The organism is Scytonema sp. UIC 10036, assembly GCF_009725235.1.
Genome location: NZ_WJFC01000038.1, coordinates 1 through 16,902, shown reverse-complemented (window position 1 = coordinate 16,902; position 16,902 = coordinate 1). Strand labels below are relative to the sequence as shown.

The following is a 16,902-nucleotide window of genomic DNA, read 5'->3' as shown; positions in this document are numbered from 1 at the left end:
CGACAAGTATTGACCCCACTCCACTTGTTGATGTTTAGTTAACAGGCGGCAGTTCCTTCACTATATCCTTTTCTTCAGTAATACGTTGCCGTTGTTTTTTCTTCCCAAAACCGTATTTAAATAAATTCAACATCCAGGTTTGGAAATCGTCAATATACGAAAATAGCACGGGTACGACGACTAAGGTTAGCAAAGTAGAAGTGGTAAAACCTCCCAAGATAGCGACCCCCATCGGTTGGCGGACTTCAGCACCTGCACCAATTCCCAATGCCAGGGGAACAGTACCCGCGATGGTTGCCAATGAAGTCATCATAATTGGGCGCAGGCGGGAGACTCCTGCTTCTATTAGTGCGTGACGTTGGGGTTTTCCTTCTTCCATATTGATAATTGTGTAGTCAACTAACAAAATGGAATTTTTTGTGACGATTCCCATCAGTAACACAATACCAATCAAAGCATAGATTCCCAATGCTTTTTGTGCCACCATCAAACCTACCAACGCCCCACCCAAACAAAAGGGTAACGCAGCCATAATGGTTATGGGGTGAAGGAAGTTGTTATATAACAAAACGAGAATCGCATAGATACACATTAAGGCAAGTCCCAATGCACCTCCAAAACGACCGAAGATGTCAGACATAATCTTGGCATCTCCAGAGTTTTGCAAGATGACTCCCGGTGGCAGCTTTTGCATGGCAGGTAGTTGATTGACTGCTTTGAGACCATCCCCCAAAGAGATTCCTTCTAAGTTCGCTTCTAAAGAAACTTGACGGGTGCGATCGAAACGGTTAATACTTGCAGGTCCACTGCCAAAACGGATATCTGCAACGGCAACTAAGGGAACCACACTTCCATTTGAAGTGGGGACTTGAAGATTTTTGAGCGTCGTGATGTCCTCACGGGCTTTGGGGTCAATTTGGATGCGGATGGGGATTTGGCGATCGGGTAAATTGTATTTTGCCAAGCTAGCATCGTTATCTCCAATAGTAGCAAGAGATGCAGTACGGGCAATAGATTGCACTGAGACTCCTAAATCTGCCGCCCGTTGCGGATCGGGAACAACTAAAATTTCTGGTTTCACCAAACTTGCACTGGAAGTCACCTCTACCAATCCCGGTATTCCCCGCATTTGTTTTTCGATCGCATCCGCAGCTTGGGTTAATGCTTCAGGATTGTCACTGCGTAAGAGTAGAGTTAAATCCTTACGACCCCCAACAGAACCAGCACTTTGGAAACCAATTCTTGCACCCGGAACTTGTTCTAACAAAGGACGCACGGATTTCTCAAACTCGATCTGGGAAAGTTTTCTCCCTTCTTCTTTAGGCTTCAACCGAAGCGTAAGAGTTGCAGTATTGATATCTTCTACAGACAGCACGCTCAAAACATCAGAATTGTCCTTGACAAGGTTAGCGATCTGGGTTGCCACCTGTTTGGTATCTTCCAAAGAAGAACCAGGAGGGAGTTCTGCGGAGATAATAGAAATTCCTATATCACCACCATCCACCAATCCCTTAGGAATGAGAGGAACAAGCATCAAACTAGCAATGAAGAATGCTATGGCAATCCCCATTGTTGTTAACCTGTGACGCAGTGCAAATCTAAGCAGGGATTTGTAGGGTTGGAAGCGAGGACGGGACGAGGGAGAGAACTTCCCATTTTCCCCTTGTCCCCTTGTCCCATTTTCTCCTTGTCTCTTCGGATGCTTGTCCTTCATTAAATACGCCCCCATCATCGGCGTAATCATCCTTGCTACCAAAGTTGAGAAGATGGTAGAAACAGCAACAGTCACACCGAAGGGTTGGAAAAATTGACCGGGAACACCACCCATAAAAGCAACAGGTAGAAATACGGCAATAATTGTTGCCGCACTTGCTATCACAGCCAAACCCACTTCATCAGATGAGTCAAATGCAGCTTGCCTTGCTGACTTACCCATTGACATATGGCGTTCCATGTTTTCAATTTCTACGACAGCATCATCTACCAAGTTACCGACAGCAAGTGCTAGTGCCAGTAAGGTCATATTGTTAAGGGTATAACCCAAAGCATACTGCACGGCAAAGGTCGGAATCATGGAGAGTGGCAGTGCTACAGCAGTAATTAATGTTGCCCGCCAGTCTCGTATAAATACTAAAATAACTAGTATTGCGAGTATTGAAGCTTGGATTAATTCATCAATTGTACTTTGGTAAGAGTCCCTAACAAAAGAAGCTCTGGTAAAAATTAATTCCAACTTTACATCAGAGGGAAGAGTTTTTTGCAGTTTTTCAACGGCTGCTTTGACTCCTTCTTCCACTGTTACCATAACACTACCCGTACTTCGCAGTACTTGGAACGCGACCACGGGTTTGTTGTTTAATCGTGCAGATTGTCGCACATCACCGTAGCTATCTTCTACCGTTCCCAAGCTAGACAAGGGTACAGAACCACCTTCAGGTAAGACAATTTCGTAGTTTCTTAAAACTTGTACGCTAGCAGCACTACCGAGAGTACGGATATTTTGTTCGCTACCACCAAGTTCTGCACGCCCACCTGGTAAGTTAATGTTAAAAGCCCGGATCTGATCGTTGACTTGAGTGGCAGTAATACCTAAAGATTGCAAGCGAGCGGGGTCTAAGTTAATCCGAATTTCTCGGTTTACCCCACCAATCCGATTCACTTGTGCTACCCCTCGAACCGCTAATAATCCACGACTGATGGTTTGGTCAACAAGATTGCTTAATTCCTCTACAGAACGCTTATCAGACGTGACTGCGTAGGTGAGAATGGCACCCCCAGCAAAGTCTACACGTTGCACGATGGGGTCATTGATATCTTGGGGAAGGTTTTGACGAATTTGAGAGACAGCATTGCGAACATCATTTGTGGCGCGATCTGTATTTGTCCCCAACACAAAATTGATTGTGGTTGTGGAGACGCCATCCGTAACTGTCGATCGCAGTTCGTCAATATTACCCAATCCAGCCACAGCATCTTCAATTTTCTTTGTGACTTGAAATTCCAATTCCGCAGGTCCCGCCCCTGGTTGTGTGACTTTTACCTGTACTGTTGGAACATCAATGTTTGGATTGGTATCAATCCCTAAAGACTGGAAGGAAAACCAACCCACTATCGTCAAAATTAAGAATAAGACTATTGTTGGAACTGGCTTTTTTATCGACCAAGCTGAAATGTTGAAGGACATAATTTTGCTAATTGCTAATTGTTAGTGGTTAGTGGTTAGTTGTTGATTGCCAGTCTTCCATTAGCCAGTCTTCCATTAGCTATTCGTACTTTGTCGCCATCTTTGAGATAGCCAGCGCCTTGAATGACGATGCGATCGCCTTGTTGCAATCCTCTTTTGACTTCCACTCTGCCACCAGTAAGAACCTCTCCCAGTTCTACTTTGTGAGCGCGAACAGTGTCTTCACCCGATAGCATGAATACAACTACACTTCCATCAGATTGGGGTAGTACGGCTTTTTGCGGTACAGCTATACCTATTGTTGTTGTTGTAGTAATGGCAGCACGGGCAAACATACCGGGCTTCAAAGAAGGCGTTGCAGGCAAATTAATTTTCACCGTTGCTTCACGCCTTTGCTGATTCACCACCGGTTCTATTTCTCTCACTTTCGAACGCAATTTCACCCGACTGTCCATATCGGAAGTGACTTGCACCGACGCACCAATTCGGACTTGTGGCAATTGAACTTCTGGAACTCGTGCAAGCAATTCCAACTCACCATCTTGAATAATTGAGAACAATTTTTGTGTTCCACCAACCACAGTTCCAACTTGAGTTTGTGGCGGTACACCCGTCACATCTCCCACTCGCGCCAATTTTTCTGCCACAACTCCTGAGACAGGGGCGCGAACCACAGTTTGTCCGAGTTGAGTTTTGAGTTGTGCCACCCTAGCCACACCACTTCTGACATTAGCTTGGGCACTGTTGACATTAGCTTGGGCAATGTTGACACCTGCCAATGCACCGCCAATGTTCGCTTGAGCACTCTTAACATTAGCTTGAGCACTTCTGATATTAGCTTCAGCAAGGCGCACTGCCTCCCTTGCTGTTGCCAAATTTGTCGTTGCAGTATCAAATTGTTGGCGGCTAATTGCCCCTTCATTTGCCAGTTTTTGATTGCGATTGAAATTTAGTTCCGTTTCTCTCAACCTTGCTTTCGCTTGAGCCAAGTCAGCCAGTTTTTGCTGCACAACCGCTTGATTGGAAGCAACAACAGCTTCGCTAGATGTTACAGATGCTCGTTTCGATATTAAATCTGCCTGCTTGGAAGCCACATCCGCCTGTTTTGCTTCTACTTCCGCTTGTGCTTGCCGAATTTGCTCTTGTAGGAGAGAATCATCTAACACAGCCATCACTTGACCGGCTTTGACTTTTTCTCCTTCCTTCACAAGAATTTGTTTGATGAGCAAACCATTTGCTTGTGGCAAAACCGGAGTTAAATCGCGTGCAGCTACACTCCCCGTCGTGTAGAGTGTACGGGCAACACGAGTTGTTTCCACTGAGGCGACAGTGACAGTCATATTTGGTGCGGCTGGCACCGATTTAGTTGCAACTGGTGGTTTTTGGCTCACCGAGCGATCGCTAAGAACGCGCATTCCCCCAAAAGAGATAGCAACACCCAATCCCGTACCCACTAACAACGGTACTAACCAAGGGTTCCCCCGCTTTTCCACCGTTGTTTTCTCTTCCCATTTAGCGTCGTCCGCTACCACTGGTTCTTCCAGTTCTAATTTTGACAAACTCTCTTCACCCACAGTTGATGCCTCCGCTTTCTGCCAAACCACTATAAGCAGTGTTGCTTAAGAAAGTTTAAAAATGATTGCTGTACATTAAATATGACGTATTTCTTCGGCTTCCGGTTGTGTGATTCCCCGGAATATACCCATGACAAAAGTCATATGTTTACCAATGACCAATGAAAAATGACCAATGACAAATAACTGGTCACTGTTTTATTGCTGTGCTAAAGTCAGAAAGATTTACTAGTGTGTTGGCTGTCTGCCAATCCACTTGCGAATCTGTTCCATAAAAGCGTTCAATGGATTACCTGTAAACTCCGAAACTATCAGCTAATTGTGAAATTTTAATAAAAAGCAATAAGTAATCCTTATCAAATTGAGTAGTTAGTCAAATTAAGTAGTTAGTATGTTTAACGCAACTGAGATTTTAATAGATTCCTTTGTAGAGCAAATTCGTGAAGGCTACACTCGCACTTACGGCTGTTACAAGCACGATTACCAAGATATCATAGCTTGGGCAGGTAACATGGCTCTAGAAAATATTGCCAACAGTGACGCCTTGTATCATAACGTAGAACACTCCATCTTAGTCACCTTAGTGGGGCAAGAAATTTTGCGAGGGAAACATATCCGTGAAGGTGGTGTTTCCAGTGAAGACTGGTTGCATTTTATTATTTCCTTACTTTGCCATGACATTGGTTATGTGAAAGGGGTATGCCGTCAAGACCGTGAAGAAGAAGGCTTGTATGCTACGGGTAAAGACGGAAAAATGATTAGTTTGCCACCAGGTGCTTCTGATGCCAGCCTCACTCCACACCATGTTGATAGAGCCAAACTCTTTATCGATGAACGTTTTGGCGGTCATAAACTAATCGATTCTGAGGTAATCAAGAGAAATATTGAATTAACTCGCTTCCCAGTACCCGCTGTAGATGACCACCAAGATACACATAGTTTTGCAGGATTGGTGCGTGCGGCTGATTTGATCGGTCAATTAAGCGACCCCCGTTATTTAAAAAAGATTACTTCCTTGTTCTATGAATTTGAAGAGACTGGTATGAATAAGGTATTGGGTTACCAAAACCCTGCCGACTTACGCAAAAACTACGCCAAGTTTTATTGGAATGTCGTCTACCAATACATTCACGATGGACTGCGTTACCTCGCTCTAACTCAGCAAGGCAAACAAATCATTGCCAATCTCTACTCTAACGTATTTGTTGTAGAACACGAAAAATCTCAAGAAGATAACTTGTATCTGATGGAGAAACTTCGAGCATAAGGAATTATGAATTATGAATGCTGAATTATGAATATTACTATATAATTTCATAATTCATAATTTATAATTCATAATTCCTATGAATTGGTGGCACAGACTTAAGAAAAATCCTTTAGCGAAATTTGGGGCAATTGTGCTCTTGATTTTTTACACGCTAGTCATTGCGGCTGACTTTGTCGCCCCTTATGACCCCTATGCTTCTCAACCAAATGGTTCTCTATTGCCACCAACTCGTGTTTATTGGGTTTCTCAAGAATCAAAACAATTTATCGGTCCTCACATTTATCCCACAACTCAGGGCGAAACAAATTTAGAAACAGGCGATCGCGAACTGATTGTCAACTACAAAAAGCCTTCTCCCTTGCGACTGTTCGTACAAGGTTCCACTTATCGTTTATTTCAGTTAAGCATACCCCTTCCACCTAAATGGGAAGAAGTAGATATCATTCCCGGTATCCCCTTAAATTGGCATTTATTTGGTGCTGACGGTGAGGCGAAGTTTAACCTTGTTGGTACGGATGACCAAGGACGCGATCAATTGAGTCGGTTGCTTGTTGGTGGTCGAATTAGCTTGTTTATCGGTATTATAGGAGTCCTCCTCACCTTTCCCTTGGGACTAATTATCGGTGGAATTTCTGGATATTTTGGTAGCTGGACGGATAGTATTATCATGCGTTTATCTGAAATGCTGATGACGTTCCCCAGCATTTATCTTTTGGTAACTTTAGGAGCAGTCTTACCACCAGGTATATCCAATACCCAGCGCTTCTTACTTATTGTCATCATTACTTCCTTTATCAGTTGGGCGGGCTTAGCACGGGTTATTCGCGGACAAGTGCTTTCAATTAAAGAGCGAGAATATGTCCAAGCAGCTAAAGCGATGGGAGGCAAACCGCTTTATATTATCCTTCGTCACGTATTGCCACAAACCGCAACCTATATCATCATTTCTGCTACCCTAGCTATTCCCAGTTTCATTGGTGCAGAAGCCGTACTCAGTCTGATTGGATTGGGAATTCAACAGCCAGACCCTTCTTGGGGTAATATGTTATCTCTGGCAACAAACGCTTCTATTCTCGTCTTACAACCTTGGCTGATTTGGCCTCCAGCAATTTTAATTATTCTGACAGTGTTGTCTTTCAACTTACTGGGCGATGGGCTGAGAGATGCCCTCGATCCCCGTAGTTTGCAAAGGTGACATCGGCGCAAAGTTACGACTAGCGAATGCTGACAAACCCAGCCTTTGTAATTAATTCCTGTCCTTGAGCAGTTAGTAGTAAGCGAGCATATGCTTCACCTGCTTGTTGATCGAGTTGATTATTCTGTTTAATCACCACCGATAATCGTCGGCTTAAGGGATACTGACCGCTTAAAAAAGCTTCCAAATTGACTTGATTGCGCTGTTGGGGACACTGAGACAGGGGAACAAAGGGTTGTTTGTAAGGAGAAACAAGTTCATTGGAGTTACGACCGACTGGTAACGGCTTAACGTGACACTGCGATACCACCAAGGGCGCAGAGGTATAATAAATGCCCCCTGGATTGACAGCTACTTGACGCAAAGCTTCAGTTGTCGTTGGCATAAATACGATAGTGGTACCAGCGTCTCGGTCTTTCTTGCCGTAAGGTGTAATTTTTAGATCCGGACCACCTACTTGACTCCAGTTGGTGATTTTGCCTGCATAAATATCATTAAATTGGGCTACAGTTAAACCTTTAATGTTCAAGCTTGGGTTGACAGCGTTCGCGAAGCGCAAGCTGTACCCAGCTTATCGCAACGCCATCAATCGCCACTGGTATTTCTTGAAGAGAAAAACCCCGTTGTCGTGCTTGCTCATATGCTTCATGAGGGATAGGGACAGAAGATTGAGAAAACGAGAGTTGATTGTCCTTTAGTATAAGTTAAGTAAAAGTTAAATATAAATTATTATTAATTTAAGAGACCGGACTGCTAAGCACTGATTAACTGAGATAGGAGGAGACAGAAACTATAAACATTGTTGGTATTATCTGGAGTCATTCTCAAGGAAATGGTTAAAAGGATACACAACTTTGCTGCTGCAAGCGAGCTCGATCCAATCGTTTTTGGTGCCTCAAGACCGGGGTACTCCGCCGAAAAAGTATCCGACTGGATTCACTATATGAAGTGTCAAGGTATACAACGGGTTTGCTGCTTGCTTTCCGATTCCCAGTTAGCTCGTTACTCAGATCTCCTTGGAACCTACCAACAGGTATTTGGGGTAGAACGAGTTTGTTGGGCACCGATTGAAGACTTTCAACTTGTCAATAGTGAAACCTTGCTCCAAAAGATTCTGCCGTTCCTAGCAGCAGCAGACCAGCTTGGGGAGAAGGTAGTCGTCCACTGTTCTGGTGGGATTGGACGAACGGGACAAGTTTTAGCGGCTTGGTTAGTGAGTAAACGAGGATTATCCAACTCAGAGGCAATTGCATCTGTGAAACGTACTGGAAGAAATCCCCATGAAGCGGCAATTGCTGCTTTACTCAAAGGTCGCAATCCATGGAAAGTTGTAGCACAACTGAACGCACTTTTGGATAATTGTCGTACCGATCGCTAAAGTCAGTAGTTATTAATTTGAGGTATCCCAAAGGTTAAAGAAAATCAATAAAGGTGGTATTTTTTACCGGAAATATGAATGAAATTTCATATGAATAGTTCTTGAATTGCGATCGCAATTGATAATTTTTAGCTAATACCTGTGCAATAGTTGCTCTGTTAGCTGAAAACAAGAAAAACCAAAGGCATTGCAACAATATGAAAAATAGCACAAAGAAGCAGGTTGACTGTGTAGAAAAGCTCAAGGTACTGGGAGATGAAACCCGTCTGGCAGTCTTAGAACTCCTTATGAACAGTCCCAGGTATGTGGGGGAGATGAACGCAATTTTAGGTTTGGAACAAAGCCTGCTCTCCCATCATTTGCAAGTTTTGCGGCAGGCAAAGTTTGTTGTGCAAGAGCGTGATGGTAAAGCAGTTCTTTACCGCCTTGCTCCAGAAGTGGAAGTGACTGCAAGCAAAGCTTTAAACCTTGGTTGTTGTGTTCTCTGTTTTCAACAAAATTTCTAATTCGATTTTATTTTATTCATGATAAAAAGGTCACAATTTTTAGTTCCCCTTGGAATTGGGCTGGCAAGCTGTGTTTGGCTGCAAGGCTGTTCTTCAGTAAACAAAGCTGCAAATAATAAGGTTCAAGATAAACTTGTACTGACTGGCTCAAGTACGGTAGCACCGTTAGCAGCAGAAATTGGCAAGCGCTTTGAATCTAAACATCTTGGTATGCGAGTTGATATCCAATCAGGGGGGTCTTCTCGCGGTATTTCTGATACTCGCCAGGGAGTGGCTGATATTGGCATGGTTTCCCGTGCTTTAAAATCGGAAGAACAAGATTTAAAAGCATTCTCCATCGCTCGTGATGGAGTAACGGTGATTCTCCACAAAGACAATCCAGTGTCATCTCTCACGGACTCGCAAATTGTAAATATTTACACTGGAAAAGTCACAAACTGGAAGCAAGTGGGAAGCAAAGATGGGGTAATTACGGTTGTTAATAAGGCAGAAGGGCGTTCTACCCTAGAATTGTTTACCCACTACTTCAAGCTGAAAAATACCGACATCAAAGCACAAGTGGTCATTGGTGATAACGAGCAGGGAATTAAGACTGTAGCAGGAAACCCTAATGCGATCGGCTATGTTTCAATTGGATCGGCTGAAAATAGTGTGGCAAATGGAGGCTCGATCAAACTGTTACCTGTAGCTGGTGTGACGGCGACAACAGCCAATGTGCAAAATGGCACTTTTCCTATTTCCCGCCCGCTTAACTTGGTCACCAAAACTGAACCTCAGGGACTGGCAAAAGAATTTATTAATTTCGCACAATCACAACAGGTAAGTGACATTGTTAAAAAGCAAAACTTTGTTGTCGTTTCCAAATGACCTATGGTTAGTCTGGATACTCCGCTTTCTAACAGCGATAGCAGGAGCGATCGCACTTTTAATTATCATCTTTTTGATTTTAGAGTCTTTACCAGTCCTCTATCATGTAGGACTAACCCGCTTTTTTACCGACTCCTCTTGGAACCCAACCGCAGGGCTATATAATCTCTTACCCATGCTGTTGGGTACACTCTTGGCAATGATTGGCTCTGTGCTAATTGCTACACCAATCGGTATTTTGTCTGCTGTTTTTTGCCAATTCTACGCTCCAAGCGCAGTCGCAAAGCTCTACCGCCGCTTAATTGAACTGTTAGCGGGAATTCCTTCTGTAGTCTATGGTTTCTGGGGATTGGTAGTGCTAGTACCCGCAATCGGCAGGATACATCCACCAGGACCAAGCCTCATCGCTGGTATTACTATTCTAACAGTCATGATACTGCCAACAATCGCACTTGTTGCTGACGCAAGTCTGGCCAAAGTCCCAACCTCTTACCTTCAAGGAGCTACAGCCTTGGGATTAACCCGTTGGACTACCATCTACAGAGTTGTATTTCCAGCTGCCAAATCGGGATTATTCACGGGCTTAATTCTCGAAACCGGTCGTGCGATAGGAGAAACAATGGCAATTCTCATGGTGTGCGGTAATGTCGTACAAGTCCCAAAAAGTCTATTCGACCCCATGCGGACGCTAACAGCCAATATTGCCTTGGAAATGGCTTATGCTACTGGGGATCACCGTTCTGCATTGTTTGTGAGCGGTTTGGTACTGATGGGTGCGATTGTATTACTGGTTGCTGTTGCGGAAGTTATTAGTCAGGGAAAAATTTATGACTAAACCCGTTTTAAGCTCTAAAGATTGGTTGCCTACAATTATTGTTTGGACAACTGCTGCCTTAGTGACTGGTCTGTTTTTTTGGATACTGAGTCACATTCTTTGGTATGGCATGGGACATTTGTCGTGGAAATTTCTGACAACTGAACCGGAAAACGCTGGCAGAGAAGGGGGAATTGCGAGCATTCTTGTTTCTACTCTCCTAATTATGGGAGTTTGTATGGTAGTGTCCATTCCCATTGGTGTTGGTACGGCAGTTTTGCTAGCAGAGTTCACCCCAACACAGAACTGGTTTGGTGGTATAGTGCGGCGTAGTTTAGACGTACTGGCTGGGGTACCTTCTATCGTCTTTGGCTTGTTTGGCAATGTCTTCTTTTGCAAAGTTTTAGGACTGGGGTTTTCCATTTTGTCGGGAGGATTAACCTTGGCGTGTATGGTGCTACCAATCTTAATTCGCTCTACAGAAGAAGGATTTCGCGCTGTTCCAAATGAGTATAGATTAGGAGCCGCAGCCCTTGGCTTTTCCCGCACAACTACTCTATTTCAATTGTTGTTACCAGCGGCGGTTCCTGGATTGATTGTGGGTTTGGTGCTTGGTATTGGTCGAGCGATCGCAGAAACGGCTGCTTTAATTTTTACGAGTGGATACGTAGATAGGATGCCAGAATCGCTGCTAGATTCTGGGCGTGCTCTTTCGATTCATATTTTTGATTTATCAATGAACATCTCTGGAGGAGATGCTAATGCCTACGCTTCAGCATTAGTGTTACTGTTACTATTGCTATTGATTAATGGCACAGCAGCATGGATTGCAGAACGTTGGTTGCATAAAAGATTTTTTTCTGTATAAAAATAATGACACTGAGCCGATGACAGTAAATGCCAGCAATACAATGACTGAACCATTCATTCAAACAGAGAACTTAACTCTACAATACGGGCAAAAAACTGCCTTCGCTAATGTTAACTTGAGTGTAAATGCGGGGGAAATATTGGCATTGGTTGGTCCTTCAGGTTGTGGGAAAACTAGTTTTCTTAGTTGCTTGAATCGTTTGACAGATATGATTCCACACTGTCGAGTCAAAGGCGCAATTCGGATTGGTTCTGTAGAGGTGCTAAATGCTAAAATTGACGCGATCGCACTGCGGCGTCAAGTCGGTATGATTTTTCAAAAACCCAATCCCTTTCCTTTATCGATTTGGAAAAATATGGAATTACCACTGCGAGAACATGGTATCCGTAACCGCGAGGAAATTGATACGATTATAGAAACAAGCCTACTGGATGTGGGACTGTGGGACAAAGTCAAAGATCGATTGCATACTTCTGCTTTAGCACTTTCGGGCGGACAGCAACAGCGTTTGTGTATAGCTAGAGCTTTGGGCTTGCAACCAGAAGCCCTGCTTTTGGATGAACCTTGTAGCGCCCTCGATCCGATTTCCAGTGGGATCGTCGAAGATTTAATTACTAGTTTGCGTCAGCGCTATACCTTAATAATTGTGACGCACAACTTAGCTCAAGCCAAGCGCATCGCAGACAGAGTTGCCTTGTTTTGGGTGCAGGATGGCGTTGGGCAACTCATTGAGTCAGGAAAGGTGGAGCAAATTTTTGATGCTCCCCAACATCCCCTGACAGCTGCTTATGTAACAGGTGCAAGGGGTTAACTGCATAAGTCTCACCAATGCGATCGCGGTATACAAGATCACCTGCCAGCAAGTCGGTTGGCGCAATGCTTGACGCATCGTACACTGCTAATGGGGATTCTTGAACAAGTCGAGAGATCGGAAGCCAGAGGTTAACCACGCTGAATCGATGCTGTAGCAAACTATTGGGATCGTTCTTTCCAAGTGCCAGGAACGATGGTTTGGAAATACCTTTTATAATAAGGATTGATTTTTACTTAAGTAGGTCGGCAAGAAAAAACCAAACTATATAACGAAAAGTAAAATCTCTATGTTTTGCTCGTAGTTGCGCTTGAGCGTGCTCAAGCGCAACTACAAACCAATGATAATTATGAACACCGACTTACTTATTAGGGCAGCACGATCGACAAAAGCATCCGTATATTTATGAATTTTTGGAATCAGCACCTAACCACCAAAGTCGCCAGTTCCTTTCTAATTTTATCTTTATTTACTGTCGGTGTTGTGGGAAGCGTCGCCTTTTTTAAAGCGAGGGAGGCGCTAAAAACAGCTGCTTTTAATCAGTTGCGCGTGACTGCAACCCTTAAGGAAGGAGAAATTACTCGTTGGTTTGAGGATCAACAGCGAGATTTTTTGCTTGTCACTCAGTTCCCAGATGTACAAGCAAACGTCAAGGTACTCTTAAATGGCCCAACAACTGACCAAAAATATAAAATTTCTCACAATATTCTATCTGAATATTTAAAAAATGTTGTTAAACTCAAACCAAATTTTAAAGAAATTTTTATTATCGATCGCACCAATAAAGTTATTTTATCTACCAAAAAACGACGTGAAAATGAGTATGAAATTTTAGCGAGTATTACATATATTGAAACAGTAGAACCAGGCGGTTCTTTCGATCCAATTTTTTATGTTTCTGCCGATACCAATAAACCATCAGTCACCCTAGCAGCACCTCTTCGCGATGGAAATGGTACGCGGCAAGGAGTCATTCTAGCCCATCTTAATTTAGAACGAATCGACCAAATTGTTCGAGAACGAAAAGGTTTGGGGAAAAGCGGTGAAACTTATTTGGTTGGTTCCCTTATCACACAAAATACTTTTATCTCGAAAGAAGATTCCAATACTCAAGAGTATCCTGAGGGTGTAAGCAGCAAAGGCATAGATGATGCTATGAGTGGCATCAGTGGTGAGGATTTGTATAACAACTATGCCAAAGTACCAGTGATTGGGGTGTACCATTGGTTGAACGATCAAGACCTTGCTCTTATAATAGAAATGCATCAAGAAGAAGCTTTTTTGCCCGCACGTCAACTAGCAGGAACAATTGTGTTAGTAGGGCTAGTATCGGTAGGCTTCCTCTTGATTGGGGTTTATTGGCTGACACGACAATTAAAAATCTCCCGACAGCAGTTAGAAAATTACAGTCGCAAATTGGAACAAAAAGCTCATGAAGCAGAAGCAGCTAACCGCGCTAAAAGTGAATTTCTGGCAAATATGAGCCACGAACTCCGGACTCCCCTCAATACAATCCTCGGCTTTACCCAACTCCTGACTCGCGATCCATGTTTCCAAGCATCCCAACTCGAACAACTTGAAATTATTAGCCGCAGTGGCGAGCATTTGTTAACATTAATTAACGATGTGCTCTCCATGGCAAAAATTGAGGCGGGCAGAACAACACTGAATGAAAATAGTTTTGACTTATACGCTATGCTGGACTCTTTAGAAGAGATGTTCAGACAAAAAGCAGAATCTAAAGGTTTAAAGTTGATATGCGATCGCTACCCTGAAGTTCCCAGATATGTGCAAACAGATGAAAGCAAATTGCGTCAGGTTTTGATTAACCTGATTGGGAATGCGATTAAATTTACAGAAGAAGGGGGTGTGGCGGTTCGTGTGAAAATGGGGAACGGACAAACAAACCAATTGACGCCCCAAGCGGGTACAAATTTACCACAAAAAGTCCCCAAAACTTGTAAACTTGATTTTGAAGTAGAAGATACTGGTTCTGGAATTGCACCATCTGAGATGGAAAGGTTGTTTAAACCTTTTGTTCAGACAGAAACGGGTCGAAAATCCCAGCAAGGGACAGGTTTGGGTTTAACTATCAGCCAACAATTCGTGCATCTTATGGGAGGCGATATTACTGTCAGCAGTACATTGGGTCATGGAACCATTTTTTCCTTTGATGTAGAAATTGCCCCAATGGAAAGGCTAGAAACTCAAACTCAGCAAAAACGACGGCGCGTTCTTGGTGTAGCACCAAATCAGCCGAAATACCGCATTTTGATAGTTGAGGATAAGTGGGAGAACCGCCACCTCTTGTTCCAAATGCTGACATCTTTAGGCTTTGAGGTACGGGGAGCAGAAAATGGTCTGGAGGGGGTACATTTATGGGAAACTTGGGAACCGCATCTAATTTTAATGGATATGCGGATGCCAGTTATGGATGGGTATGAAGCAACTAAACGCATCAAAGCTCATTTAAAGGGTCAAGCGACTACCATCATTGCTTTGACAGCAAGCGCTTTTGATGAGGAAAGAACTGTAGTTTTGTCTGCAGGATGCGATGATTTTGTACGCAAGCCCTTCCGAGAAGAAGTCATTCTAGAAAAGATGACAGAGTTTTTAGGGGTACGTTTTGTCTATGATGTCAAGGATGAAGTTGAAAGTAGAAAGAATGAAACAACACCTTCGTCCTTTACCCTTGAAGCTTCATCCTTGGGAGTTATGCCTCCTGAGTGGGTAACACAACTTCATCAAGCCGCGCTTTGCACTGATGAGAAGCAAATTTTTAACCTGATCGAACAAATCCCAGAAGAATATGCAACTCTTGCAAATGCCTTAATTGATTTAGTTGAAAATTTCCGGATTGATAAAATCATAGATTTAACACAAGCCCCTTGAAATGAACGACCGTCAAGAGCAACCGCCAAAAGCAAATATTTTAGTTGTAGATGATACACCGGATAATCTGCGACTTCTATCCGCCATGCTCACGCAACTTGGGTATGAAGTTCGCCGAGTGATTAACGGACAAACAGCTTTGAAGACAGCACAAGCTGCTCCTCCAGATTTGATTTTACTTGACATTATGATGCCGGATATGAATGGTTATGAGGTTTGCCAGCGCCTCAAAGCATCTCCCATTACTCGTGAGATTCCGGTGATTTTTATTAGTGCTTTAGATGAGGTTCTTGATAAAGTAAAAGCTTTCGCTGTAGGTGGTGTTGATTACATCACTAAACCATTTAGTGAAGAAGAAGTTTTTGCTCGTGTGGAAAATAGTTTGACTATTAGAAGGCTGCAAAAGCAACTCACCGAGCAAAATATGCGACTGCAACAAGAAATTTGCGATCGCCAAAAAGCAGAGTTAGCGCTTTACCTTTCCCAGTTTTATTTAGACAAATTTAAAGATGCCATCTATTTTGTAGACTCCAATGCCCGACTGATTTATGTTAATGAAGCAGCGACTCAACATTTAGGATATACTCGCGAACAATTGTTAACCATGACGGTTCCCGATTTAGATCCAAATTTTTCACTAGATATTTGGCGATCGCACTGGCAAAACTGCAAACACAAAGGCTGTTCAACCGTTGAAACTCTCCATCAAGCTAAAGACGGTCAGCTTATTAAAGTAGAAGTTACTATTAACTATATAGAGTTTAACGGAGAAGGATACCATTGTGCCACCGTTCAAAAAATCCCCAATTTTTAGTGGTCATTGGTCATTGGTCATTCTAAGGACAAAGGACACTTGACAAATGACAAAGGACATTGGTCACTGTCAATCCCACCAAGCACGCAGGTAATTAGGTTTAATATCAAGCTCATCCGGCGAGGTGATAAATGCTTCAAAATCGTCAATTAATTCCTGTGAAACCATCCCATTAAAAACAATGCCATCAATACTTACCCGATAGTCTTCACGAAAAGGACTAATGACATAACCCTCAAAAGTAAATACAAATCCCCTACTCTTTTGAATGCGTCCAAATGTCAAAAATTCGCAAATAGCTGGAGAAAAGTTTTGTTTTTCAATTGGTGATGCAAAACCTAAATCAACTAACTGTTGCAACTGTTCCACAGTGAGTCTGTCAAAATTCTTAGCACCTCCACATATCTCTTCCCATTGTAGAGAAGAGCCAAAGATAATGTTATCTCTTGTTAGATAATCTCTATTGCAAGTAAAATCACTTGGATTCAGTAGAGAGTGCTGAGATAAAATTTCACTAACTTGTAATGGTTTGCCATCAACTTTAATGTCTTCAGGTTTAACTCCCTTATTCAAAAAATAAAGCAACAATGCTTGCATTCGATTAAGGCGAGTATTTCGCAAGCATTCTGACAAATTGGGACAGTTATAAATTACCCCAGTCATAATTTTGCAGTCAATGAGCATTGGGCAGAACATGGAATACCTTAAGGGGTTAGGGGTTAGGGG

Annotated in this window: 13 protein-coding genes and 1 pseudogene; 10 read left to right on the top strand and 4 right to left on the bottom strand. The window is 43.0% G+C overall.

From position 1 onward, the window contains the following. Nucleotides 1–34 precede the first annotated feature (34 nt). Nucleotides 35–3,184: an efflux RND transporter permease subunit gene (locus F7734_RS19035; RefSeq protein WP_155746148.1), complete on the bottom strand. Its 3,150-nt coding sequence runs from the start codon at nt 3,182–3,184 to the stop codon at nt 35–37. A 35-nt stretch (nt 3,185–3,219) separates the two neighbouring features. Next, nucleotides 3,220–4,758: an efflux RND transporter periplasmic adaptor subunit gene (locus F7734_RS19030; protein WP_166481995.1), complete on the bottom strand. Its 1,539-nt coding sequence runs from the start codon at nt 4,756–4,758 to the stop codon at nt 3,220–3,222. A 391-nt stretch (nt 4,759–5,149) separates the two neighbouring features. On the opposite strand from F7734_RS19030, the gene F7734_RS19025 reads away from it, so the two are divergent. Both F7734_RS19025 and F7734_RS19020 read left to right on the top strand, forming a co-directional pair. Beyond that, nucleotides 5,150–6,025, top strand: coding sequence for an Npun_R2479 family HD domain-containing metalloprotein (locus F7734_RS19025; protein WP_155746146.1), 876 nt, complete (start codon nt 5,150–5,152; stop codon nt 6,023–6,025). A gap of 79 nt (nt 6,026–6,104) precedes the next feature. Then, a complete protein-coding gene (locus tag F7734_RS19020; RefSeq protein ID WP_155746145.1) occupies nt 6,105–7,223 on the top strand; it encodes an ABC transporter permease in 1,119 nt (372 codons plus the stop codon). A gap of 19 nt (nt 7,224–7,242) precedes the next feature. Here F7734_RS19020 and F7734_RS19015 read toward each other — a convergent pair. After that, a pseudogene (locus F7734_RS19015) lies at nt 7,243–7,915 on the bottom strand (substrate-binding domain-containing protein); the annotation flags it as partial. Between the two features lie 152 nt (nt 7,916–8,067). Here F7734_RS19015 and F7734_RS19010 point away from each other — a divergent pair. The 8 genes from F7734_RS19010 (at nt 8,068) to F7734_RS18975 (ending at nt 16,176) form a co-directional block, all read left to right on the top strand. Beyond that, on the top strand, nt 8,068–8,601 hold the full coding sequence (locus tag F7734_RS19010) for a dual specificity protein phosphatase family protein (RefSeq protein WP_166482000.1): 534 nt from the start codon (nt 8,068–8,070) through the stop codon (nt 8,599–8,601). Between the two features lie 197 nt (nt 8,602–8,798). Further along, nucleotides 8,799–9,107 (top strand): metalloregulator ArsR/SmtB family transcription factor, encoded by a 309-nt coding sequence (locus F7734_RS19005; protein WP_155746143.1) that lies wholly within the window; start codon nt 8,799–8,801, stop codon nt 9,105–9,107. An 18-nt stretch (nt 9,108–9,125) separates the two neighbouring features. Beyond that, nucleotides 9,126–9,974: a phosphate ABC transporter substrate-binding protein gene (locus tag F7734_RS19000; RefSeq protein ID WP_155746142.1), complete on the top strand. Its 849-nt coding sequence runs from the start codon at nt 9,126–9,128 to the stop codon at nt 9,972–9,974. Then, nucleotides 9,931–10,809, top strand: coding sequence for a phosphate ABC transporter permease subunit PstC (pstC, locus tag F7734_RS18995; protein WP_347566230.1), 879 nt, complete (start codon nt 9,931–9,933; stop codon nt 10,807–10,809). The genes F7734_RS19000 and pstC overlap by 44 nt, the downstream gene beginning before the upstream one ends. After that, the gene (pstA, locus tag F7734_RS18990; RefSeq protein ID WP_155746141.1) at nt 10,802–11,656 is read left to right on the top strand and encodes a phosphate ABC transporter permease PstA; all 855 of its coding nucleotides are present in this window, start codon (nt 10,802–10,804) and stop codon (nt 11,654–11,656) included. Before pstC ends, pstA begins: the two co-directional genes overlap by 8 nt. A 19-nt stretch (nt 11,657–11,675) precedes the next feature. Beyond that, on the top strand, nt 11,676–12,470 hold the full coding sequence (locus tag F7734_RS18985; protein WP_155746140.1) for a phosphate ABC transporter ATP-binding protein: 795 nt from the start codon (nt 11,676–11,678) through the stop codon (nt 12,468–12,470). A 405-nt stretch (nt 12,471–12,875) separates the two neighbouring features. Next, entirely contained in the window at nt 12,876–15,362 is a 2,487-nt protein-coding gene (locus tag F7734_RS18980) for a response regulator (RefSeq protein WP_155746139.1), read from the top strand. Nucleotide 15,363: 1 nt separating this feature from the next. Continuing rightward, on the top strand, nt 15,364–16,176 hold the full coding sequence (locus F7734_RS18975) for a response regulator (RefSeq protein ID WP_155746138.1): 813 nt from the start codon (nt 15,364–15,366) through the stop codon (nt 16,174–16,176). Between the two features lie 69 nt (nt 16,177–16,245). Here F7734_RS18975 and F7734_RS18970 read toward each other — a convergent pair. Beyond that, a partial coding sequence (locus tag F7734_RS18970; RefSeq protein ID WP_207714139.1) for a hypothetical protein occupies nt 16,246–16,902 on the bottom strand: 657 nt, incomplete at its 5' end.